24 protein-coding genes are annotated in these 21,027 nt (G+C 72.4%); 13 read left to right on the forward strand and 11 right to left on the reverse strand.

Annotated elements, in window-relative coordinates:
* Positions 1 to 40 precede the first annotated feature (40 nt).
* Complete coding sequence (gene pth, locus HHX41_RS37235; protein WP_182909703.1) at positions 41 to 652, forward strand: aminoacyl-tRNA hydrolase; 612 nt, start codon at positions 41 to 43, stop codon at positions 650 to 652.
* Here the strand turns inward: pth and HHX41_RS37240 are convergent.
* Positions 627 to 1,295: an exonuclease gene (locus HHX41_RS37240; protein ID WP_220504782.1), complete on the reverse strand. Its 669-nt coding sequence runs from the start codon at positions 1,293 to 1,295 to the stop codon at positions 627 to 629. The genes pth and HHX41_RS37240 overlap by 26 nt on opposite strands.
* Positions 1,296 to 1,370: 75 nt before the next feature.
* On the opposite strand from HHX41_RS37240, the gene HHX41_RS37245 reads away from it, so the two are divergent.
* From HHX41_RS37245 to cysN, 4 genes are read left to right on the forward strand one after another with little or no spacing between them, the layout of a single operon-like run.
* Positions 1,371 to 2,834 (forward strand): sugar transferase, encoded by a 1,464-nt coding sequence (locus tag HHX41_RS37245; protein WP_396795774.1) that lies wholly within the window; start codon positions 1,371 to 1,373, stop codon positions 2,832 to 2,834.
* Between the two features lie 2 nt (positions 2,835 to 2,836).
* Complete coding sequence (locus HHX41_RS37250) at positions 2,837 to 3,637, forward strand: 3'(2'),5'-bisphosphate nucleotidase CysQ (RefSeq protein ID WP_283246818.1); 801 nt, start codon at positions 2,837 to 2,839, stop codon at positions 3,635 to 3,637.
* Positions 3,638 to 3,648: 11 nt separating this feature from the next.
* Complete coding sequence (gene cysD, locus HHX41_RS37255; protein ID WP_182909704.1) at positions 3,649 to 4,563, forward strand: sulfate adenylyltransferase subunit CysD; 915 nt, start codon at positions 3,649 to 3,651, stop codon at positions 4,561 to 4,563.
* Positions 4,563 to 5,825, forward strand: coding sequence for a sulfate adenylyltransferase subunit CysN (cysN, locus tag HHX41_RS37260; RefSeq protein ID WP_182909705.1), 1,263 nt, complete (start codon positions 4,563 to 4,565; stop codon positions 5,823 to 5,825). Before cysD ends, cysN begins: the two co-directional genes overlap by 1 nt.
* Positions 5,826 to 5,930: 105 nt before the next feature.
* On the opposite strand, the gene HHX41_RS37265 is transcribed toward cysN, so the two are convergent.
* From HHX41_RS37265 to HHX41_RS37280, 4 genes are read right to left on the reverse strand one after another with little or no spacing between them, the layout of a single operon-like run.
* A complete protein-coding gene (locus HHX41_RS37265) occupies positions 5,931 to 7,148 on the reverse strand; it encodes an FAD-dependent oxidoreductase (RefSeq protein ID WP_182909706.1) in 1,218 nt (405 codons plus the stop codon).
* Positions 7,149 to 7,164: 16 nt separating this feature from the next.
* Complete coding sequence (gene folE, locus HHX41_RS37270) at positions 7,165 to 7,764, reverse strand: GTP cyclohydrolase I FolE (RefSeq protein ID WP_182909707.1); 600 nt, start codon at positions 7,762 to 7,764, stop codon at positions 7,165 to 7,167.
* A 1-nt stretch (position 7,765) separates the two neighbouring features.
* Complete coding sequence (locus HHX41_RS37275) at positions 7,766 to 8,194, reverse strand: hypothetical protein (protein WP_182909708.1); 429 nt, start codon at positions 8,192 to 8,194, stop codon at positions 7,766 to 7,768.
* Between the two features lie 32 nt (positions 8,195 to 8,226).
* Complete coding sequence (locus HHX41_RS37280; RefSeq protein ID WP_182909709.1) at positions 8,227 to 8,784, reverse strand: DUF2231 domain-containing protein; 558 nt, start codon at positions 8,782 to 8,784, stop codon at positions 8,227 to 8,229.
* 127 nt (positions 8,785 to 8,911) lie between these two features.
* Here HHX41_RS37280 and HHX41_RS37285 point away from each other — a divergent pair, with 127 nt between their 5' ends.
* From HHX41_RS37285 to HHX41_RS37300, 4 genes are all read left to right on the forward strand, one after another.
* Positions 8,912 to 9,601 (forward strand): metalloregulator ArsR/SmtB family transcription factor, encoded by a 690-nt coding sequence (locus HHX41_RS37285; protein WP_220504783.1) that lies wholly within the window; start codon positions 8,912 to 8,914, stop codon positions 9,599 to 9,601.
* Between the two features lie 132 nt (positions 9,602 to 9,733).
* Entirely contained in the window at positions 9,734 to 10,657 is a 924-nt protein-coding gene (locus HHX41_RS37290; RefSeq protein ID WP_310742351.1) for a sulfotransferase, read from the forward strand.
* Complete coding sequence (locus HHX41_RS37295; protein WP_182909710.1) at positions 10,654 to 11,577, forward strand: glycosyltransferase; 924 nt, start codon at positions 10,654 to 10,656, stop codon at positions 11,575 to 11,577. Before HHX41_RS37290 ends, HHX41_RS37295 begins: the two co-directional genes overlap by 4 nt.
* The gene (locus HHX41_RS37300) at positions 11,577 to 12,401 is read left to right on the forward strand and encodes a WecB/TagA/CpsF family glycosyltransferase (RefSeq protein WP_182909711.1); all 825 of its coding nucleotides are present in this window, start codon (positions 11,577 to 11,579) and stop codon (positions 12,399 to 12,401) included. Before HHX41_RS37295 ends, HHX41_RS37300 begins: the two co-directional genes overlap by 1 nt.
* A gap of 10 nt (positions 12,402 to 12,411) precedes the next feature.
* On the opposite strand, the gene HHX41_RS37305 is transcribed toward HHX41_RS37300, so the two are convergent.
* Positions 12,412 to 12,786, reverse strand: a complete 375-nt coding sequence (locus HHX41_RS37305; protein WP_182909712.1) for a DoxX family protein — start codon at positions 12,784 to 12,786, stop codon at positions 12,412 to 12,414.
* 263 nt (positions 12,787 to 13,049) lie between these two features.
* Here HHX41_RS37305 and HHX41_RS37310 point away from each other — a divergent pair, with 263 nt between their 5' ends.
* From HHX41_RS37310 to HHX41_RS37320, 3 genes are read left to right on the forward strand one after another with little or no spacing between them, the layout of a single operon-like run.
* Positions 13,050 to 13,673, forward strand: coding sequence for a dihydrofolate reductase family protein (locus HHX41_RS37310; protein ID WP_182909713.1), 624 nt, complete (start codon positions 13,050 to 13,052; stop codon positions 13,671 to 13,673).
* A 53-nt stretch (positions 13,674 to 13,726) separates the two neighbouring features.
* Positions 13,727 to 14,050 (forward strand): YciI family protein, encoded by a 324-nt coding sequence (locus tag HHX41_RS37315; protein ID WP_182909714.1) that lies wholly within the window; start codon positions 13,727 to 13,729, stop codon positions 14,048 to 14,050.
* Positions 14,047 to 15,288 (forward strand): RNA polymerase sigma factor, encoded by a 1,242-nt coding sequence (locus HHX41_RS37320; RefSeq protein ID WP_182909715.1) that lies wholly within the window; start codon positions 14,047 to 14,049, stop codon positions 15,286 to 15,288. Before HHX41_RS37315 ends, HHX41_RS37320 begins: the two co-directional genes overlap by 4 nt.
* Positions 15,289 to 15,373: 85 nt before the next feature.
* Here HHX41_RS37320 and HHX41_RS37325 read toward each other — a convergent pair whose 3' ends face one another.
* Positions 15,374 to 16,618, reverse strand: coding sequence for an RNA polymerase sigma factor (locus HHX41_RS37325; RefSeq protein WP_182909716.1), 1,245 nt, complete (start codon positions 16,616 to 16,618; stop codon positions 15,374 to 15,376).
* Entirely contained in the window at positions 16,615 to 16,929 is a 315-nt protein-coding gene (locus HHX41_RS37330) for a YciI family protein (protein ID WP_182909717.1), read from the reverse strand. The genes HHX41_RS37325 and HHX41_RS37330 overlap by 4 nt, the downstream gene beginning before the upstream one ends.
* A 218-nt stretch (positions 16,930 to 17,147) precedes the next feature.
* Between HHX41_RS37330 and HHX41_RS37335 the strand changes: the two genes are divergently transcribed.
* Positions 17,148 to 18,368 carry an MFS transporter gene (locus tag HHX41_RS37335; RefSeq protein WP_182909718.1) on the forward strand — a complete coding sequence of 407 codons (1,221 nt, stop codon included), beginning with the start codon at positions 17,148 to 17,150 and terminating at the stop codon, positions 18,366 to 18,368.
* A gap of 38 nt (positions 18,369 to 18,406) precedes the next feature.
* Here the strand turns inward: HHX41_RS37335 and HHX41_RS37340 are convergent, their stop codons facing one another.
* The 3 genes from HHX41_RS37340 to HHX41_RS37350 form a co-directional block, all read right to left on the reverse strand.
* A complete protein-coding gene (locus HHX41_RS37340) occupies positions 18,407 to 19,252 on the reverse strand; it encodes a bifunctional 5,10-methylenetetrahydrofolate dehydrogenase/5,10-methenyltetrahydrofolate cyclohydrolase (protein ID WP_182909719.1) in 846 nt (281 codons plus the stop codon).
* Complete coding sequence (locus HHX41_RS37345; RefSeq protein ID WP_182909720.1) at positions 19,249 to 19,869, reverse strand: cyclodeaminase/cyclohydrolase family protein; 621 nt, start codon at positions 19,867 to 19,869, stop codon at positions 19,249 to 19,251. Before HHX41_RS37345 ends, HHX41_RS37340 begins: the two co-directional genes overlap by 4 nt.
* 121 nt (positions 19,870 to 19,990) lie before the next feature.
* Complete coding sequence (locus HHX41_RS37350; protein ID WP_310742352.1) at positions 19,991 to 20,935, reverse strand: EamA family transporter; 945 nt, start codon at positions 20,933 to 20,935, stop codon at positions 19,991 to 19,993.
* Positions 20,936 to 21,027: the final 92 nt, after the last annotated feature.

Consider the following 21,027-nt stretch of genomic DNA (forward strand, 5'->3'; position numbering starts at 1 on the left):
GAGGGCTCTTCCATGTGAGGAGACAGCGGAGGAGACAGCGATGTCCGACGTGTCCGCGCAGCGGTGGCTGGTGGCAGGCCTGGGCAACCCCGGGCCGGAGTACGCCGGGAACCGGCACAACGCGGGCTTCATGGTGCTCGACGAGCTGGCGGCCCGGGTCGGCGGGCGGTTCAAGGCGCACAGGTCGCGGGCCGAGGTGGTCGAGGGCCGCCTGGCCGCGCTCCCGGTGGTGCTGGCCAAGCCGTTGTCGTTCATGAACCTGTCCGGCGGCCCGGTGAAGGCGCTGGCCGACTTCTACAAGGTCACCCCCGAGCGGGTGATCGTGGTCCACGACGAGCTGGACATCCCGTACGGCGCGCTGCGCGCGAAGATCGGCGGCGGCGACAACGGCCACAACGGCCTGAAGTCGATCACGAAGTCGCTCGGCACGCGCGACTACCCGCGGATCCGGTTCGGCATCGGCCGCCCGCCGGGCCGCATGGACCCGGCGACCTTCGTGCTGCGCGACTTCGCCACGGCCGAGCGCAAGGACCTGCCGTTCCTCGTGGACCGGGCGGCCGACATGGTGGAGTCGCTGATGACCGCCGGTCTGGAGACCACGCAGAACCGCTTCCACGCCGCCGACCTCAATCCGGCGAAGCCTCCCCGCTGAGATCCGGCGAAGCCGCCCTGCCGAGGTCCGGCGAAGCCGCACCGCTGACGTCGCCGGTCTCGCGGTGTGCGGAGCCCGGCCACTCCATGAGGTTCTGCAGCAGTTCCGCCTGCTCGATGGCGTCGTCGAGCGCGTTGTGGGTGTGCGGGCGCTTCGTGCGCACCTCGCGCGGCATCTGGCGCTTGGTCGCCCAGGCCACCGGCACCACGGCCTTGGCGGCGTACAACGTCTTGATGTCGATGCAGCGGGAGTGGCCGAAGGGCGACTCCCCGGTGAACCGGAGGAAGTACCAGTACATCCACATCCAGTCGTACGACAGCGGGAAGGCCGCGAGCACCGGCAGATCGTCGCCGCACACCTCGCGCACCCAGGCCGACGCCGCCGCCATCGCCTCGGCCGGGTCGCGTCCCTCGCGCAGCAGCGCCGCCCGGTCGAGGCCGCTCACCGCCAGCGCCTCCGCCACGTAGTCGTCGCTGATCGGCCGTAACTCCGCGTAGAACGTCAGGGACTCCGGGTCGGTCCGCTCGAACCGCCGCCCGGTCATCCGGCCGGCCACGGTCATGCCGAAGCTGACCATCGAGTACGGCCCCGGAATCGGGCCGTCCGCCTCGACATCAACCGATATGTACGTTTCGGCTTTCACTGAAATCTCCCTGAGACGCCGGGGCGGGCGGCTAGCATTCCACCACGATCAGTAGCCGAATCATCACAGGGGGCGATGGTGCTGGACGGTGACACGTCCTCGCTCGCCGTCGGCACGTCGCGCGACTCGCCCGCCCATCCGATGCCCAGGCCGCCCGCGTGGGCGGTCCGATATCGGCTCACCGCGGCCGTCTGCGACATCCTGGGCGCCCTTCTCGCGGGGGTCACCGCCGTGGTGATCCGGTTCGGCGAGGTTACTCCGTACGTGACGCCGTATGTCATGGCGAGCGCCGCGCTGCCCGCCGTCTGGGTGGTGATCCTGGTCCTCAGCCGGGCGTACGAGCCGCGCCTGATCGGCGTGGGGGCGGAGGAGTTCCGCCGGGTCGCGCGGGCGGGCTTCACGTTGGTCGCGGGCGTCGCGATCGCCGCGTACGCGGCGAAGACCGACATCGCCCGCGGCTACGTGCTGATCGCGCTGCCGCTCGCCACCGCGCTCACCCTCGCCGCCCGGTACGGCCTGCGGCGGCGGCTGCACCGCAGGCGGGCGAGGGGCGAGGGCGGCATGCGCAGGGTCGTGGCCGTGGGCCACCGGACGGCGATCGCCGAACTGGTCGGCACCTTCCGCAGGGAGCGCTACCACGGCATGGAGGTGGTGGCCGCCTGCGTGCCCGCCTACGCCACCGGCGGGGTCGGCGACGTGCCGGTGCTGGGCGACTTCACCGACGTGCCGCTGGTGGTGGAGCAGGTCCGGGCCGACACGGTCGCGGTGCTCGCCTGCCCCGAGCTGGACGGCACGGCGCTGCGCAGGCTGGCCTGGCGGCTGGAGCGCACCCGCACCGACCTCGTGGTGGCGCCCGCGCTGATGGAGGTAGCCGGCCCGCGGACCGCGATCCGGCCCGTCGCCGGGCTCCCGCTGCTGCACGTGGAGCATCCCGAGCTGGCGGGCGGACGCCGGTTGGTCAAGGACGTGTTCGACCGGCTGGTCGCCGGCGCGGCGCTGGTCGTGCTGGCCCCGCTGCTGGCCGCCGTCGCCGTGGCCGTACGGGCGACCGGCCCGGGCCCCGCCCTGTTCCGTCAGCGGCGGGTCGGCAGGGACGGCGCGGAGTTCACGATCCTCAAGTTCCGCACCATGCGGCGGGACGCGGAGGCCCGCAAGGTCGAGCTGGTCAGCGACGCCGAGGGTGTGCTGTTCAAGGTGCGCAGGGATCCGCGGGTCACCCCGCTCGGCGCCGCGCTGCGGCGTTACTCGATCGACGAGCTGCCACAGCTCATCAACGTGCTGCGGGGCGACATGTCGCTCGTCGGGCCGCGTCCGCCGCTGCCCGAGGAGGTCGCGCGGTACGGCGACGACGTACGCAGGAGGCTGGTGGTGCGGCCGGGAATGACCGGGCTCTGGCAGGTCAACGGCCGGTCTGACCTCTCGTGGGAGGAATCGGTACGGTTGGACCTACGTTATGTCGAGAACTGGTCTCTCATGCTGGATCTGCAGATCTTATGGAAGACGTGGTCTGCGGTCGCGCGCGGAGCGGGAGCGTACTGAGAATGACGATGCGGGACGACCATTCCCTTGCCGGGCAGTTGGCGACGGAGGCGGGGGAGCGGCTTGTGGAGCTGCGCGCCCGTATCGGGTTCGCGGACGCCCGGGCGTTGAAGGACGCCGGTGACCAGGCCTCGCACCGATTCCTCATGGACGCGCTGGCGCGGCTGCGGCCGGACGACGCCGTGCTGTCGGAGGAGGCGACCCGCGAGGAGCGGATGGACCCCCGGCGGCTGTCGGCCGAGCGGGTGTGGATCGTCGACCCCCTCGACGGCACCCGCGAGTTCTCCGAGCAGGGCCGCACGGACTGGGCCGTCCACGTGGCGCTGTGGGAACGCGGCCGTCTCACGGCCGGTGCGGTCGCTCTGCCCGCCTGGCCGGGATCGGCCCAAAAACCGGCACAGGGTCGTACGCTCACGACGGCGGCGCCGCCCGAGCTGCCGGAGAAGGTGCGCGAGCCATTCCGCATCGCGGTCAGCCGCACCCGGCCGCCCGAGTTCGTCCGTGAGCTGGCCGCCCGCCTCGGCGGGGAACTCGTCCCCATCGGCTCGGCCGGTGCCAAGATCGCCGCGGTCCTCACCGGAGAGGTCGAGGCGTACGTGCACGCCGGGGGCCAGTACGAGTGGGACTCGGCCGCACCGGTCGCGGTGGCGGTCGCGGCGGGGGCCCACGCGAGCAGGATCGACGGCTCACCCCTGACCTACAACCAGGGGGACCCCTCACTGCCGGATATCCTGGTCTCCCTACCGGATCTGGCGCCAACGTTGCTCGCCGGAATCCGTGACCTGCATCGCCAGACTCCGTGAAGGAAGTCCCCATGCTTCAGCGTGACTACACCACGTCGCAGCTCGACGTGCTCGAGGCCGAGGCGATCCACATCATGCGCGAGGTCGCGGCCGAGTTCGAGCGCCCGTGTCTGCTCTTCTCCGGCGGCAAGGACTCGATCGTCATGCTGAGGGTCGCGGAGAAGGCCTTCTGGCCGGCGCCGATCCCCTTCCCTCTGATGCACGTGGACACCGGCCACAACTTCACCGAGGTGATCGAGTTCCGCGACCGGCGGGTCGCCGAGCTCGGCGCGCGGCTGGTGGTCGCCTCGGTCCAGGCGTCGATCGACGCCGGACGGGTGGCCGAGCAGACCGGGCGGCGGGCCTCCCGCAACCGGCTGCAGACCACGACGCTGCTGGACGCGATCGAGGAGCAGGAGTTCGACGCGGTGTTCGGCGGGGCCCGGCGCGACGAGGAGAAGGCCCGGGCCAAGGAGCGGGTGTTCTCCTTCCGCGACGAGTTCGGCCAGTGGGACCCGAAGAACCAGCGCCCCGAGCTGTGGAACCTCTACAACACCAAGATCAGCAGGGGCGAGCACATCCGGGTGTTCCCCCTGTCGAACTGGACCGAGCTGGACGTGTGGCACTACATCCGGCGCGAGGGAATCGAAATCCCGTCGATCTACTTCGCCCACTCGCGCAGGGTCTTCGAACGCGACGGCATGCTGCTGGCCGACGCCGAGGTGGTCCAGCGGGGCGACGACGAGCCGGCGTTCGACGCGGTCGTCCGCTACCGCACCGTCGGCGACATGACCTGCACCGGCGCCGTCGCCTCCACCGCCACGACGGTGGAGCAGATCATCGACGAGATCGCCGCCACCCGGATCACCGAGCGCGGCGCCACCCGCGCCGACGACCGGGCCTCCGAGGCCGCCATGGAAGATCGCAAGAAGGAAGGCTACTTCTGATGGACATCCTTCGTTTCGCGACGGCGGGCAGCGTCGACGACGGCAAGTCGACGCTGATCGGGCGGCTGCTGTTCGACTCCAAGGCGATCTTCGAGGACCAGCTCGAGGCGGTGGAGCGCACCTCCCGCGACCGGGGCACGGAATACACCGACCTGTCGCTGCTGACCGACGGCCTGCGGGCCGAGCGCGAGCAGGGCATCACGATCGACGTGGCCTACCGCTACTTCGCCACGCCGAAGCGGAAGTTCATCATCGCCGACACCCCCGGGCACATCCAGTACACCCGGAACATGGTCACCGGCGCCTCCACCGCCGACCTGGCGATCATCTTGATCGACGCGCGCAAGGGCGTGCTGGAGCAGTCGCGGCGGCACGCCTTCCTGACCACGCTGCTGCGGGTGCCGCACCTCGTGCTCGCGGTCAACAAGATGGACCTCGTCGACTACTCCGAGGCCCGGTTCGAGGAGATCCGCGAGGAGTTCACCTCGTTCGCGAGCAAGCTCAACGCCTCGGACCTGACGTTCATCCCCATCTCGGCCCTGCACGGCGACAACGTCGTGTCCCGGTCGGAGAACATGCCGTGGTACGAGGGCTCGTCGCTGCTGCACCACCTGGAGAACGTGCACATCGCCTCCGACCGCAACCTGGTCGACGTGCGCTTCCCCGTGCAGTACGTCATCCGCCCGCACAACGCGACCAACCAGGAGCTGCACGACTACCGGGGCTACGCCGGGCAGGTCGCGGGCGGCGTGCTCAAGCCCGGCGACGAGGTGCTGCACCTGCCCTCCGGCCTGACCACGACGATCACCGCGATCGACACGTTCGACGGCCCGGTGCAGGAGGCGTTCGCGCCGATGTCGGTCACCCTGCGCCTGGGTGACGACATCGACATCTCCCGGGGCGACATGATCTGCCGGCCGAACAACCAGCCGCAGGCCGCCCAGGAGATCGACGCCATGGTCTGCTGGATGGCCGACGGCCTGAAGCTCCAGCCCCGCTCCAAGCTGATCATCAAGCACACCACCCGTACGGCCCGGGCCCTCGTGCGCGACCTGCACTACCGGCTCGACGTCAACACCCTGCACCGGGACGAGTCGGTCACCGCCCTCGGCCTGAACGAGATCGGCCGGGTGTCGCTGCGGACGACCCAGCCGCTGTTCGTGGACGACTACGCCCGCAATCGCCTGACCGGCGGCTTCATCCTGATCGACGAGGCCACCAACGGCACCGTCGGCGCCGGGATGATCGTCGACGCGCGCTGACCAGCGCTTCCCGAAAGTCCCGAGAGGACCTGAGGGCGAGGCACGGGACGGTGATCCGGTGCCTCGCCTCCCCGGGCCCGCGCGGCACTCGCGGGTCATGCCGCGCTACGGAGCGGCGAGGATCTCCAGTGGCCGATCGGGGTCGGCCAGCGCTTGGGGCGTGACGGGCGTCCCGGCGCGTATCAGCCTCTTGATCGGCTCGACGACGTCCCAGACGTTGACGTTCATGCCGGCCAGGACGCGATCGCCGCTGAGCCAGAACGCGATGAACCGCCGGGCCGCGACGTCGCCCCGGAAGACCACCTGGTCGTAGCCGCCCGGCTCGACGTGGCCGACGTACTCCATGCCGAGGTCGTACTGGTCGGTGTAGAAGTAGGGCAGGTCCTCGTAGACCGCGTCCCTGCCCAGCATGGCGGCGGCGGCGACGGCGGGCTGTTTGAGCGCGTTGGCCCAGTGTTCGACCCGTACGTGTTTGCCCAGTAGAGGGTGGTAGGCGTTGGCGACGTCCCCGGCGGCGACGATGTCCGGGTCGCCGGTCCGCAGGGTCGCGTCCACCACGATGCCGTTGTCCACGTGCAGCCCGGCGCGCAGGGCGAGCCGCACCTCGGGCTCGGCGCCGACGCCGACGAGGACGGCGTCGGCGGCGATCTCGTCGCCGTCGCCCAGACGTACGCCCGAGGGCGTGATCTCGCTGACGGTGACCCCCAGCCGGAGGTCGACGCCGTGGTCACGGTGCAGGCCGGCGAAGACCTGGGCGGCCTCGGGCCCGAGCACGCGCAGCAGCGGCAGCCGCGCCGTCTCCAGCACCGTGACCGCGACGCCGGCCTGCCGGGCGGCCGCGGTGACCTCCAGCCCGATCCAGCCGGCCCCGATCACCGCCAGCCGGGACACGCTCCCGAGGACGTCCCGGAGCGACTCGCAGTCCTCGATGCGGCGCAGGTAGCGCACGTGCGGCTCCTGTGCGCCGGGGATCGGCGGCCGTCGCGGCCGGGCCCCGGTGGCCAGCAGCAGTTTGTCGTATTCGATCGCGCCTCCGTCGGCCAGTTCGACGCGGTGAGCGCCGCGGTCGAGGCCGGTCGCGGCCACGCCGAGCAGCAGCTCGACGTCGTGCTCGGCGTACCAGCCGTCCTGGTGGACGAAGACGCCGGCCCGGTCGGTCGTGCCCGTCAGGTAGCCCTTGGACAGAGGGGGCCGCTCATAGGGGTGGTGCGGCTCGGCGCCGATCAAGGCGATCCGTCCGTCGAACCCCTGCTCGCGCAGGGCTTCGGCGGCTTTGGCCCCGGCCAGACCGGCTCCGACGATCACGAATCTCTGCTGTGTCACGGCGATGCCTCCTTCTTCAGGGGCGGGTGGCGGTGAGGGCGAAGAACTCCTGACGGGAGCGGGCGTCCTCCCTCAGGATGCCCGACAGCGTCGAGGTGACGGTGGTCGAGCCGACCGCCCGTACTCCCCGCAGAGTCATGCAGGTGTGCTCGGCCTCGATCACGACGCCGACCCCGGCGGGCCGCAACCGGTCGGCGAGCCAGTCGGCCACCTGTTTGGTGAGACGTTCCTGCACCTGCGGCCGGCGGGCGAAGTGCTCGACGACACGGGCCAGCTTGGACAGTCCGAGGATGCGGTCGCCGGGAAGGTAGCCGACATGGGCGACTCCGGCGAAGGGCAGCAGGTGATGCTCGCAGACCGAGCGGACCGGGATCGACCGTGCCAGCACGAGTTCGTCGTAGCCCTCCTCGTTGGGGAAGGTGGTCAGGTCGAACGGGCGTGGCGTGAACAGCTCGGCATACGCCTTGGCCATCCGCGCCGGAGTCTCCCGCAGGCTCTCGGAGTCCGTGGAGATGCCCAGCGCCTCCAGGAACTCGCCGGCCGCCCGCTCGGCGGCGGCCAGGTCCACACCGTCGCGTGGCTCGGCGATCACCCGCAGGGCGGTACCGGGACGCATCTCAGCCTCCGCTCACGCCGAGCGCGGTCAGCAGCACCAGCACCACGGTGACCACGGCCAGCAGGCCGTGCCCGGCCACGACCACGACCGGGAAGTGCCGCTCGGGCGGTCCCGCCGTGCCGGTGGCGCCGGGCCCGCCGGCCACCGCCGTACGGGCGCGGTAGGCGGGGATCCACCGGGCGAACATCGCGAAGCCCAGCAGCGCGACCGGGACCAGCAGGACCAGCGCGACCCACGCCAGGGCGGCGATGCCGGCGAACAGGTACACGATCCACACCACCAGCCCGGCGGCGGCCAGCGCGAAGTGACCGAAGATCAGCCCCGGTGAGAAGCGGCTGGTACGCCGTCCGCCTCTGGCGATCCAGGTGCCCAGCATCACGAAGCCGCCCACCGCGGTGAGCAACCACGTGACCAGTGCAGCGATACCCATGACGAGTTCTCCTCCTGTTGGTGGAATGAGGGTCAGCGCCGGAAACCGTCGGCTTGGGTGACCTCGTCGGCCACCCGTACGCCGTAGCGGTAGGCGAGCTTGCCGCCCAGATAGCCGGAGACCACGAGCAGCGCCAGGCTGCCCGCGGAGAGCAGCAGCGGGCCGAGCGCGACCGGGCCCGCCGCTGTGTCGGCCGCTGTGCCCGCCGCTGTGCCCGCCGCTGTGTCGGCCGCTGGGCCGGCCTGACGCCACAGGAAGCCGGCGGCGTACGCGGCGGTGATCACGAGGTTGAGCCCCATGTGGAGCAGACCCGTGCGGAACGCCGGGGTGCCCGCCGGGATGGCGAACAGGTCGAGGAACCCGGCCATCGCCGCGGCCAGCGCGCCGAGCACGCCGATGGCGATGAGCCACTTCGAGCCCTCGGCCAGGAAACCCGGATCGGGAGCGAACCGGGACACCAGGTCGAAGACCATGCTCGCCACCCATGCGCCGATGGGCACGGCGACCAGCATCGGGTGGAACGGATGGCCGTACGGCCCGGCCAGCACCGCGCTCACCGGTCGTTTCGCCTCGTGCAGCTCACCGGTCATCGGGACCTCCGCGTGTGACATATTACGCCAATGAATGTTGGTCTTATTCGGCCGGGCGGTCAAGGTGTTCGCGTACATCGACGTGGCTATGGTTTTCGACCGCGCAGGCGGGCGTTATCGTGGCAGGGTGACGACGGATCCCGCGATCAGTGCGGTGGCCGCGCTGGACGACGCGCTGCGGCAGGGCATGTACGCCTACATCCGCAGGGCGCGCCGCCCGGTGACCCGGGACGAGGCCGCCGCCTCGGTCGGGATCTCCCGCAAGCTGGCCGCCTTCCATCTGGACAAACTGGTCGACGCCGGCCTGCTACGCGCCCGCTATGAGGCGGTCGGCGGCATCCGCAAGGTCGGCCGCACTCCGAAGGTCTACGAACCCACCGAGACCGACATCCGCGTCACGATTCCCGAACGCCGGCACGAGGTGCTGGCCGACATCCTCATGGACGCCGTTCTCGCGGAGCGTGAAGAGGAGAGCGCCCGCCAGGCGGCGGTCCGGGTCGCCGGCCGGCGCGGCGAGGAGATCGGCGCCGCGGAACGCGCCCGGGCCAAGCCCGGCCGCCTCGGCGCGGAACGCGCCCTCACCCTGCTCGAAGGCATGCTCGCGCGGCACGGCTTCGAGCCCGGCCGCGAGTCCCCCACCTGCGTGCGGCTGCGCAACTGCCCGTTCCATCCCCTGGCGGCGCGGGCCCCCGAGCTGGTCTGCGGGGTCAACCACGCCTTTCTCGACGGCATGCTCACCGGCCTGGAAGCCTCCAGGGTGCGGGCCGTCCTGGTGCCGCGGCCGGGAGAGTGCTGCGTCGAACTGCGCTCCTCCTGAGGCGGCTTCCCCGGCACCGCCGGCTGCATCCGTCCCCGGGTGGCGGGCTCGTAGATCCTTTGGTGATTGCCAGCCGTCCGATCACCCTCCGCGCTAGTGTCGTCACGTTTCGCATCCATTCATGGAGGACACGTGGCCGACACACAGCCAGTGATCTTCGTGGGCGGCCTGGGACGCAGTGGCAGCACCCTGCTCGAACGTCTCCTCGGCGAGGTGCCCGGCGTGGCGCCGCTCGGCGAGGTCGTCCACCTGTGGGACCGCGGCGTACGCGCCGACGAGCCCTGCGGCTGCGGGCAGCGATTCTCCCAGTGCCCGTTCTGGACGAAGGTGGGCACCCGCGCGTTCGGGCAGTGGCGGCAGAGTCAGGCGGGCTGGCTGCCCGGCCTGCGCGCCCGCGTCGACCGGACCCGCCGCCTGCCCGTCCTCGCCCTCGGACTCGCGAGCCGTGAGGCCGAGCTGGCCGAGTACGTACGGTCGTACTCCCGTATCTACGCGGCGGCGGCCGAGATCGCCGACGCCCGGGTCGTCGTCGACTCCAGCAAGCACGCCTCCCTGGCGTACTGCCTGGCGGCGATCATGGAGCTGCGTGTCGTGCAGGTGGTGCGCGACCCCCGCGCGGTGGCCGCGTCGTGGCGGCGCAGGGTGCGCAGGCCCGAGGACGGGCGGCCGATGACCCGCTGGACGCCCGCACGCACCGCCGTCCACTGGCTGGCCCAGAACCTCGCCTACGAGGTGCTGCGCCGCAAGGGCGTGCAGGTCGTCCGGGTGCGTCACGAGGACCTGGTGCACGATCCCCGCGCGACCCTGGCACGCCTGGCCGCGCTGCTCGGCCTCCCCGACGACGGCCTCGCCTTCCTGGACGACCGCGAAGCGCTGCTCGGCGTCGCGCACACCGTATCCGGCAACCCGATGCGCTTCTCCGTGGGCCCGGTCGGGATACGGAACCGTCCGGCGCCCCTGCCGCGCCCCCAGCGGTGGCTCGTCACCGCGCTCACCCTCCCGCTTCTCCTCTTCTACGGTTACGGTCTCGCCTACCACCGGGGAGCCGGGCGTTGAGGCCGTCCGTCGGCGTCGTCATCCCCACCCGCGGCGACCGGCCCGGCCCGCTCCTGGCCGCGCTGACCGGGGTGCTCGCCCAGGACTACGCCGGCCGGGTCGACGTGGTGGTCGTGGCCGACGGCGTCCCCGCCTTCCTCGTCGCCCAGCAGGTGTCCATGCCTGACTCGGGGGCCGACTCGGGGGCCGTCCGGGGCGTGCGCGTGCTGGGCAACCGGAGCGCTCGCGGCCTGCCGGGCGCGCGCAACACCGGGATCTCCGTGCTCGGCACCGATCTCGTCGCCTTCTGCGACGACGACGACCTCTGGCTGCCCGGCAAGCTGGCCGCCCAGGTCGACGCCCTGGCGGAGGAGCCCGCCGCCGGCTTCGCGAGCTGCGCCGTCGAGGTCGAGTACGGCGACCGCCGGGTACCGCGGCTGGCCGGCACGGGCAGGGTCACCCACCGGCACCTCACCCGCTCGCGCATGATGATGGTGCACTCCTCGACGTTCCTGTTCCGCCGGGGCTGGGCCTGGGTGGACGAGAGCGCCCCGGGCGGTCAGAACGAGGACTGGGACCTCGCGCTGCGCGCCGCCTGGCGGCATCCGATCGTCCACGTCGACCGGCCGCTCGTGCGGGTGCGCTGGGGCTCCTCGCACTACGCGGGGCGGTGGGCCGACCGGATCGCGGGCCTGGAGTGGATGCTCGCCCGGCATCCCGGGCTGGCCGCCGAGCCGCGGGGCGCGGCCCGCGTCTACGGGCAGCTCGCCTTCTGCCACGCCGCCCTCGGCAGGCGCCGCGAGGCCGCCCGCTGGTCTCTGCGCGCCTTCTCCGCGCGGCCGGGCGAGCCGCGCGCGGCGATGGCGCTGGCGGTCGCCGGAGGGCTGGTCAGCCCGCGCGCCGTGCTGCACGCCCTCCACGTCCGCGGCCACGGCATCTGATGGCCGACGTACCGTCTCCCACGGCGGCCGTGGACCCGGTGCTGGCCGGGGCCGGCAGGGTCCCAGTGGGCGCGGTGCGGCTCGACCCGCTCACCGAGGCGCAGGTGGTCGCGCACGTCATGGACGCGCTGGAGCGCGGTGTGGGCGGCCATGTCGTCACGCCGAACGTCGACATCTGTCGTGCCGCCGCCCGCGACCCCTCGCTGCGCGCGCTGATCGACGCGGCCGAACTCGTCGTGGCCGACGGCATGCCGCTGGTCTGGGCGTCGCGACTGCTCGGGCGTCCGCTGCCGGAACGGGTGACCGGAGCCGACCTGATCTGGTCGCTGACCGGGGCCGCCGCGGCCCGCGGCCTGCCCGTCCATCTCATCGGAGGTCCGCCCGGCGTCGCCGAGGCGGCGCGCGACGCGCTGTGCGAGCGGCACCCGGGCCTGGTCGTGGCGGGCGTCCACGCTCCGCCGTACGGGTTCGAGACCAGTGCGGCGGCGATGGCGGAGCTGCGGGCGCGGCTCGTCGCCGCGCGGCCCTCCCTGGTCTTCGCCGGACTCGGGTTCCCCAGGCAGGACCGGCTCATCGCGGCGCTCCGGACCGACCTGCCGGACGCCTGGTTCGTGGGGTGCGGCGCGGCCATCGCGTTCGCCGCCGGGTCGGTGCGCCGCGCGCCCGAATGGATGGGCGACCATGGACTGGAGTGGTTGTTCCGGCTGCTCGGCGAGCCCCGGCGGCTCGCCCGCCGCTACCTCGTCGACGACCTCCCCTTCGCCCTGCGCCTTCTGACCGGCGCCCTGCTGCGCAGGGCCTTCGGGCCGCGAAGCAAGGGGTAGGAAGCAGAGGTCAGAAGGCGTACGGACCGAAGCGGCCCCAGGCGACCACGGCGGCCAGCACCAGGAGCACCAGGTTGACGACGATGACCTGGGATTCCGCGCGGCGGGCGTGGACGACGACCGCTCCGGCCATGATCAGGGCGATGCCGAGCGCGGCGAGCGGCGTCAGCAGCGGGGCGATGCCCGTGACGGCTGGCAGGACGAGGCCGAAGGCGACCAGCACCTCGAGAGCACCGATGCCCTTGACCGCGCCCGAGGAGAAGTCCTCGGTCCAGGCCATGCCGGACGCGGCCAGCCTGTCCTTCGGCTGGGCGAGTTTCATCACCCCGGCGACGAGGAAGGCGAGGGTGAGCAGGCCGGCGATGACCCAAAGGACGACGTTCATGGGGAGTCCGTTTCTTGCGGCAGCAGGGCGAAATGTAGCGGATGGGCGAGCCGTGGACATCGCCGCGGATCGCTGTCACGCCTGTCTCGGCCGCGATGCCGCCGAGATCGGGATTTACGTGTCTAGGGGTGAGCTCGGCGACCGGCGTCCCGGAAAAGTTCTTCGAAGAAATCCGGGAGGCGGTGTCGGATCGGGGCGGTGGTGTTCGTAGCAGGGGTGAGGCCGTCCACGAGGGGCGGCGCCAAGGCAGAGGAACCGCGATCATGAAGCTGACGACCGTGACTCAGGTCACGCTCGACGGAGTGATGCAGGGAAACGGCGGCGCGTCGGACGAGGACCGCAGGAACGGATTCGAGCGCGGCGGATGGGCTCGGGGCAAGGGCGACAACGAGACCCACGCGTTCATCAACCAGACTTACCGGCGCGCCGAGGCGTTCCTGTTCGGCCGGCGGACCTACGAGCTGTTCGCCGGCTCGTGGGGGACCTTGACGGTCCAGGACGCCCCTGGCTGGGAGGGCGTCCTGGAAGCGTTGAACACACGGCCCAAGTACGTGGCGTCGACCACGCTCACAGACCCGGCGTGGTCGGATACGACCGTCCTGTCCGGAGACATCGCGGCCGCCGTTCGGGAACTGAAGGCCAAGCCGGGGGGTGAGCTGCAGGTGCACGGCAGTGGCATCCTGACCCGGTGGCTGCTGGAGAACGACCTGGTCGACGAGATGACTCTCATCACCGTCCCGGTGGTCGTAGGCCAGGGCGCGCGGCTGTTCCCCGACGCCGGCCCGGATCTCGCGCTCGACCTGGCCGAGTCGCGCGTCGACTCCAAGGGCGTGACGATCCAGGTCTACCGGCCGGCCGGGCGCCCGCGGTATGCGCCGACGGCGTGAAGTCCCTGACCACCGAACCACGCTGTCTTGACACCACAGGAGGCGATCTTCAGATGCGGTACCTGGTTTCCGTGATCGATGACAAGAGCAATCCCGGCAGCACGGACAGGCAGCCTGCCATCAGCGCGTTCAACGAACGACTCATCGCCGAGGGCTACTGGGTTTTCGCGGGCGGACTCGCGGACACCGACGCAGCCACGGTCATCGACAACCGGGGTGAGCAGGCGGTGTTCAGCGACGGGCCTTTCGTGGAGTCGAAGGAGTACCTCGCCGGCGTCTGGGTGTGGGAGGCCCCCGATCTGGATGTGGCGCTCAAGCTCGCCACCGAGGCGTCGAAGATCTGCGATCGGAAGATCGAGGTGCGGCCGTTCCTGTGAACGACGTCGACGTCCGCGAGGCGATCACCCGGGCCCACCACGAGGAGTGGGCCCGGGTGGTCGCCTCCCTGACCAGGCGCTTCGGCGACCTCGACATCGCCGAGGAGGCGGCCGCCGAGGCGTTCGCGACCGCCGTTCAGCGGTGGCCGGCCGACGGTGTGCCCCCCAACCCGGGCGCCTGGCTGACCACCACCGCCAACCGCCAGGCCATCGATCGGATCCGGCGCGAGAACAAACGCGACGACAAGCACAGGAAGGCTCAGATGTCATACGACGATGACCCGCCCGAGCCTGCCAGCGCCATCGACGACGACCGGCTCCGGCTGATCTTCACCTGCTGTCACCCGGCATTGGCGATGGAGACCCGCGTGGCGCTGACGCTGCGCATGGTCGCCGGCCTGACCATGCCTGAGATCGCCCGCGCCTTCCTGGTGGCCGAGAGCGCCATGGGGCAGCGGATCACCCGCGCGAAGGCCAAGATCAAGGCGGCGCGCATCCCCTATCGGGTGCCGTCGGCGGAGGATCTCCCGGCGCGCGTTTCCGGCGTCCTCGCCGTCCTCTACCTCGTCTTCAACGAGGGCTACCTGGCCACCGGCCCCGACACCGATCCCGTACGGCACGAGCTGACCGCCGAGGCGATCCGGCTCACTCGCCTGATCCGCGCGCTCCTGCCACAGGACGGTGAGGTGGCCGGGCTGCTGGCGCTGATGCTCCTGACCGAGGCCCGCCGCCCCGCCCGGGTCTCGGCCGGCGGCGAACTGGTCGCTCTCGACGAGCAGGACCGTGGGGCCTGGGACGCGGCGCTGATCGCCGAGGGTCACCGGCTGGTGCGCGAGCGCCTGGCCGCTGCCGCCGCCGGGGCGGCTCCGGGTCGCTACCAGATTCTCGCGGCGATCAACGCCGTGCACACCTCCGCCCGCGACATGCGCGACACCGACTGGTCGCAGGTCCTCGCCCTCTACGACCAGCTCGTCCGCCTCGACTCCTCGCCGATCATCGCCCTCAACCGGGCCATCGCGGTGGCCGAGTTCGACGGCCCGGAGGTGGCACTGGCGGCTGTCGACCGTCTTGAGCCCAGGTTGGCCGGCTATCACGCCTACCACGCCACCCGCGCCGACCTGCTGCGCCGGCTGGGCCGCGGCCGGGAGTCGCGCGCGGCCTACGACAGAGCCATCGAACTGGCCGGCAACACCGCCGAGACCGCCTACCTGACCCGCCGCCGCGACCAACTGCGGTAGCGCCCACGTACGCATCTCGCACGGGGAGCCGGGTGGTGTTCCACGGTTCGCCCGCACCATGGCCGCCGCATGACCGCGCCATCTGTCAGGTTCCATTGGTCTCGGCGAGCCTGCGGGCGAGGTAGCGGCGCTCCGCGTCCGTCGGTGCGAGCGCCAGGGCCTCCTCGTAGGCCTGCGCGGCCTCCGCCGTACGGTCCAGCCGGCGCAGCAGGTCCGCACGGGTGGCGGCGAGCAGGTGGTGCCCGGCCAGTTCGCCGGCGGCCCGCAGTTCTTCGACCAGCCGCAGACCGGCGAGGGGGCCGTCGGCCATCGCCACGGCCACCGCCCGGTTCAACTCGACCACCGCAGACGGCGCCAGCCGCACCAACTCTCCGTACAGCCCGGCGATCTGCGGCCAGTCGGTGTCGTCCGGGTCGAGGGCGGTGGCGTGACAGGCGGCGATGGCCGCCTGCACCTGGTACGGCCCGGGGCGGCGGCGCGCCAACGCGTCGTCCAGGAGCCGCAGCCCCTCCTCGATCTCGTCGTGGTCCCATTTCGCGCGGTTCTGGGACTCCAGCGTGACGATGTCACCCGCCTCGTCGAGCCGGGCCGCGCGCCGCGAGTCCTGCAGCAGCATGAGCGCGAGCAGCCCCTGCGCCTCGGGCTCGCCCGGCATGAGCCCGGCGAGCACCCGGGCCAGCCGGATGGCCTCGGCGGCCAGTTCCGGCCGGGTCGGACTCGGCCCGCCGCTGGCCGAGTAGCCCTCGGTGAACAGGACGTACAGCACGCCGAGCACACCCGCGGTCCGCTCGGCCAGCAGACGCGCGGGCGGCACCCGGTAGGGGATGCCCGCGTTGCGTATCTTGCGCTTGGCCCTGACCAGCCGCTGCGCCATGGTCGCCTCCGGCACCATGAACGCCGCGGCGATCTCGGCCGTGGTCAGCCCCGCGAGCGTACGAAGAGTGAGGGCGACCTGCGCCTCAAGCGGCAGAGCCGGGTGACAGCAGGTGAACATCAGGCGCAACCGGTCGTCGGGCACGTGATCCTCCTCCGCGGGCTCCGGGTCGGGGCCGGTCGGCGCCGACGCCAGCGCGCGCAGCCGCGCCGCCTCGGTCGTGTGGCGGCGGAACCGGTCCAGCGCCCGGTTGCGCGCCGCAGTGGTGAGCCACGCCCCGGGACGGCGCGGCACGCCGTCCCGGGGCCAGCGGGCGAGCGCCTGGGCGAAGGCGTCCTGGGCGCACTCCTCGGCCAGGTCCCAGTCGCCGGTCAGCCGGATCAGCGTGGCGACGACACGGCCCCACTCCTCGCGGAACGCCTCCTCGACGACCCGGGTGACGTCGGCGTCGCTCATTCCGGCCAGAACGGCCTCACCTCGATCGCGCCGAACGACGCCACGGGATGCTTCGAGGCGATCTCGATGGCCTCGTCCAGGTCGGCGCACTCGATGATGTCGAATCCGGCGATCTGCTCCTTGGTCTCGGCGAACGGCCCCTGGGTCACCAGTCCGGCTCGCACTGTCGTGGCGTCGCCGACGGGACACAGGCGATGCCCGTCGAGGCGCACTCCCCGGCGCTCGGTCTCCTCGATCCACGGCTCGGGGTCGGCCTGCTCGGGGCTGACCTCGACCGACTCCTCGGCACAGATCAACAGCAGGTATTTCATCGGCTCTCTCCTCCGGGACACGGCGGCCGCCCTGCGCGGCCGCTCTCCTCTACGACGCGGTGGAGTCCCGAAATCGACAGCCGGTCTCGCCCGAATGTCGAAAATCCGCCTCGGCGCCGTCGTCCTTTGCGGGAGGCGCCCGTCGGAAGGCGCCGTACGGGAAGGCGGGACGCATGTCCGAGGTGACCCGGAGGGCAGTCGGCCGGGGCCGGAGAGCCGTGCCACGGGCACGCGCGGCGGTGACGGCGGTGTTCGCCGTGAACGGCGCCCTGATCGCCGCGTTCGCGGTCCGTACGCCCTCCCTGAAGATGGATCACGATCTGACGGAGGGACTGCTCGGCCTCCTGAACGCCCTGTTCGGCGTGGCGGCGCTCGCCGCCACGCGGGTCGCCGGACGACTCGCGGTGCGGATCGGCAGCGCCTGGGTCGTGCGGATCGCCGCGGTCGTCCTTCCCCTCGCCCTGGTCGGGGTGGGCCTCGCCGGCGGGCACGTCCACCTGGCCGCGGCCATGCTCCTCGTCGGCGCCGCGAACGGGCTGCTCGACACGGGAATGAACGCGCAGGCGGTGATGGTCGAACGGGCGGCGCACCGTCCCATCATGAACGGCTGCCACGCGGCCTGGAGCATCGGCTCCGTGGCCGGTTCGCTCACCGGCGGAGGCGCGGCGCAGGCGGGCATGTCCCTCACCACGCACTACCTGATCCTGGGGGCGGTCGTGACGACCGTCGCCCTGGTGGCGGGCAGATGGCTGCCGGCCGAGGAACCTCCCGCGGAGCACCCGTCCGCGCGTACGGACGAGGTGGCCGGACGGCGAGGATGGCGGGCGGGCTGGACGCGCCGTGTCCTGCTCCTCGGCGCGATGGGCGCGGCGGTGCTGGCCTGTGAGGGTGCCGTCATCACCTGGAGCGGGGTGCTCCTGCACGACGAGCGGGGCGCCTCACTGGGCGTGGCCTCGCTGGGCCTCGTCGCCTTCACCGCCTGCCAGACGGCGGGACGGCTCGTGGGCGACCGGCTGTCCGCGCGATACCCGGCACGCGTCCTGGTCCGGGGCGGCACCGCGCTGGCGGCCGCCGGTCTTACGGCGGTGGTCGTGGCCCCCACGCCGATCCTCGCGGTCGCCGGATTCGCTGTCACCGGTCTCGGGCTGGCCTCACCGCTGCCGCTGATCTTCAGCGCGGCCGGGCACGCGGGCACGGAGGAGGGCGCCACGGGAGCGACCATCGCGGTCGCCCGGCTCACCACCATGACGTACTCCGCCATGCTGCTCGCTCCGGCGCTGGTCGGCCGTGTCGCACAGGCGCTCGGCCTGACCTGGACGCTGGCGCTGCTGGTGCCGCTGCTGGTGACCGCGGCCTGGAAAGCCCCGGCGGCGATGCGTATCCCGTCCCGGCCCGATGCCCCGGCCGTTCCCGTCGACGCTCCGGGTGCATCCCGTTGACGGCGCGTCCGGCCGGCGCGGGCGGCAGGGGGACGTGGTCAGCCGCGATCGGCGGCCTGGACGGTGTGGCGCAGCAGCAGGGCCGTCGTCACCGGGCCCACCCCGCCGGGCACGGGTGTGAGCGCCCCTGCCTTGTCCGCGACCGCGACGGCGTCGACGTCGCCGACCAGGCCGCCGTCCTCGGTGGGGTTGGTGCCGACGTCCACGACGACCGCCCCGGTCCGCACGTGCTCGGCCGTGATCAGCCCGGCGCGGCCGGCCGCGGCCACGACCACGTCGGCCACGGCGGTGATCGCGGCCAGGTCCCGCGTGCGGGAGTGGCAGACCGTCACGGTGGCGTTCCTGTCCAGCAGGAGATGGGCGGCGGGCTTGCCGACCACCGTGGACCGGCCGACCACGGCGACGTGCAGGCCGGCCAGGTCGACGCCGTGGTGGTCCAGGATCGCCACGACGGCCTCGGCGGTCGCCGGAGCGAACGCGGGCAGGCCCGCGGCCAGGCGGCCCAGCGACAGCGGGTTGGCGCCGTCGACGTCCTTCTCGACCGCGATCGCGCCGGCCAGGTCCTCCAGCTTCGCACCCCGCGGCAGCGGAGTCTGGAGGATGACGCCGTGCACGGTGTCGTCGGCGCTCAGCTCCGCCAGCCGGTCGCGGATCCGGCCGGGGTCGGCCTCCGCGCCGAGGTCGACGACGTCGCAGGCGATGCCGGCCTTCTCGGCGGCACGCGCGATCGAGCGGACGTACCAGGCGCTGGACTCGTCCGCGGTCGCCACGACGACCGCGAGCTTCGGCGGCCTGCCGGCCGCGGCGAGCGCGGCGGCCCGCTCCGCGGCCTCGGTCCGGACGGACGCGGCGAGCTCCTTGCCGGAGAGCACCCGGGCGCTCATCTGGCGATCTCCGCACGGACGGCGGCGGTGACCCGCTCGGCCCGCGCGGCCACGCCGTCCACCTCGGCCGCCACGGCGGTCAGTTCGGCGCGGGCCCGCTCGTCCTTGATCCCGCCGAGGTTGATCTCGATGTTCACCCGGGCGGTGGTCGCCGCGGCCCGCGCGGCCTCGGTGGCGGCGGCGATGTCGGAGACGACGTTCCGGTTGCCGACGGGCAGCAGTTCCTCGGCGATGCCGACGGCCCTCCCCGCGACGCCGACGACCTCGGCCGGGACCCTGCCCGCCCCCACCAGCGCCGCGGCGATGGCGTCCGACCGGGCGGCCTTCGCCTCGTCGGTGTCCTTGGGCAGCTTGTACGCCTCGGTGACCGCCGTGAACGCCGCCTCGTCGTCCTCGGCCAGGCGCAGGGCCCTCGACCGCAGTTCGTCGGTCTCGCCGGTGATCCGTTCGATCAGGGACGCGTGCTCGGCGTACTTCTCGCCGGTGCTGTACCGCGCGACCATGCCCAGCAGCGCGGCGGCCTGGGCGGCCTGCAGGGCCGCGGCGGCGCCTCCGCCCGGGGCGGGCACCCGGTCGGCGAGCCGGGAGAGGAAGTCGCTGATCTTCTCGTCGCGCATCGCGCCCGTCCTCCGGTGGTGACAGCACGGCCGTGAAAATCCTCCCACGTTCCGCCTGTCGCGCCTGCGCCGCCTTCCCCGTGTCCGCTGTCTCGCGTGCCCTCTGTTTCGCGTGTCCTCGTCAGCGGGACGGGCAGGCCGGCTCGGCCTCGGGCCGTACGGGCTCGGGCGGGGCCTCGGCGCGCCGGGAGGGCCCTGCCGGGGCCTGGCCGAGCAGGGTGCCGCCGAGGGCGAGAACCATGCCGAGCAGCTGAACCGGGCTGAGAGCCTGACCGAGCGCGGCCCAGCCGATGACGGCCGCGGAGACCGGACTCAGCAGCGCGAGGAAGGAGACGGACGTCGCGGGGAGCCGGGAGATCCCGCGGAACCAGATCCAGTAGCCGAGCGCGGTGCCGACGATGCCCAGATAGGCGTAGCCGAGCAGGTTCTCGCCGCTGAGCGCGGGCGGCGCGCCCTCGACGAGCAGGGCGACCGGGACGAGCAGCAGCCCGCCGGCGGTGAGCTGCCATCCGGTGAGGGCGAGCGCGCCGACGCCCTCGGGACGGCCCCAGCGCTTGGTCAGCACGGTCCCTGCCGACATGGACGCCGCCCCCACGAGCCCGGCGAGCACGCCGACCATGTCCAGTCGCGCCTCGGCGCGCAGGACGACCAATCCGACCCCGAGCAGCCCGACGAGCCCGGCGAGCACCTTGCGCGCGGTGGGACGCTCGGAGAGCAGCAGGGCCGCGAAGGCGAGCGCGAACAACGGGCCCACGGCGCCCAGCACGGCCGCGACACCGCCCGGCAGCCGGTACGCCGCCAGGAACAGCAACGGGAAGAACGCCCCGATGTTCAGCGCGCCGAGCACCGCCGCCCGCCAGACCCACACTCCTCGCGGCAGCACGCGGGTGACGGCGAGCAGCACGAGCCCGGCGGGCAACGCCCTGGCCAGCGCGGTGAACAGGGGACGGTCGGGCGGAAGGAACTCGGTCGTCACGGCGTAGGTCGAACCCCAGACCAGTGGGGTGAGCGCGGTGAGGGCGAGCGTGCCCACGGCCGGCAGGGAACCATGGTTGGCGATTCTCACGGTTGCTCCTCGTTGATAATCTCAGCATTGAGATAACAGCACGCCGAACTGTTAAACGTCAAATAAAAGAACGCTGAGAGACTTCGAGGGAG

The organism is Microbispora sp. H13382 (assembly GCF_014161445.1).
Classification (GTDB): Bacteria; Actinomycetota; Actinomycetes; order Streptosporangiales; family Streptosporangiaceae; genus Microbispora.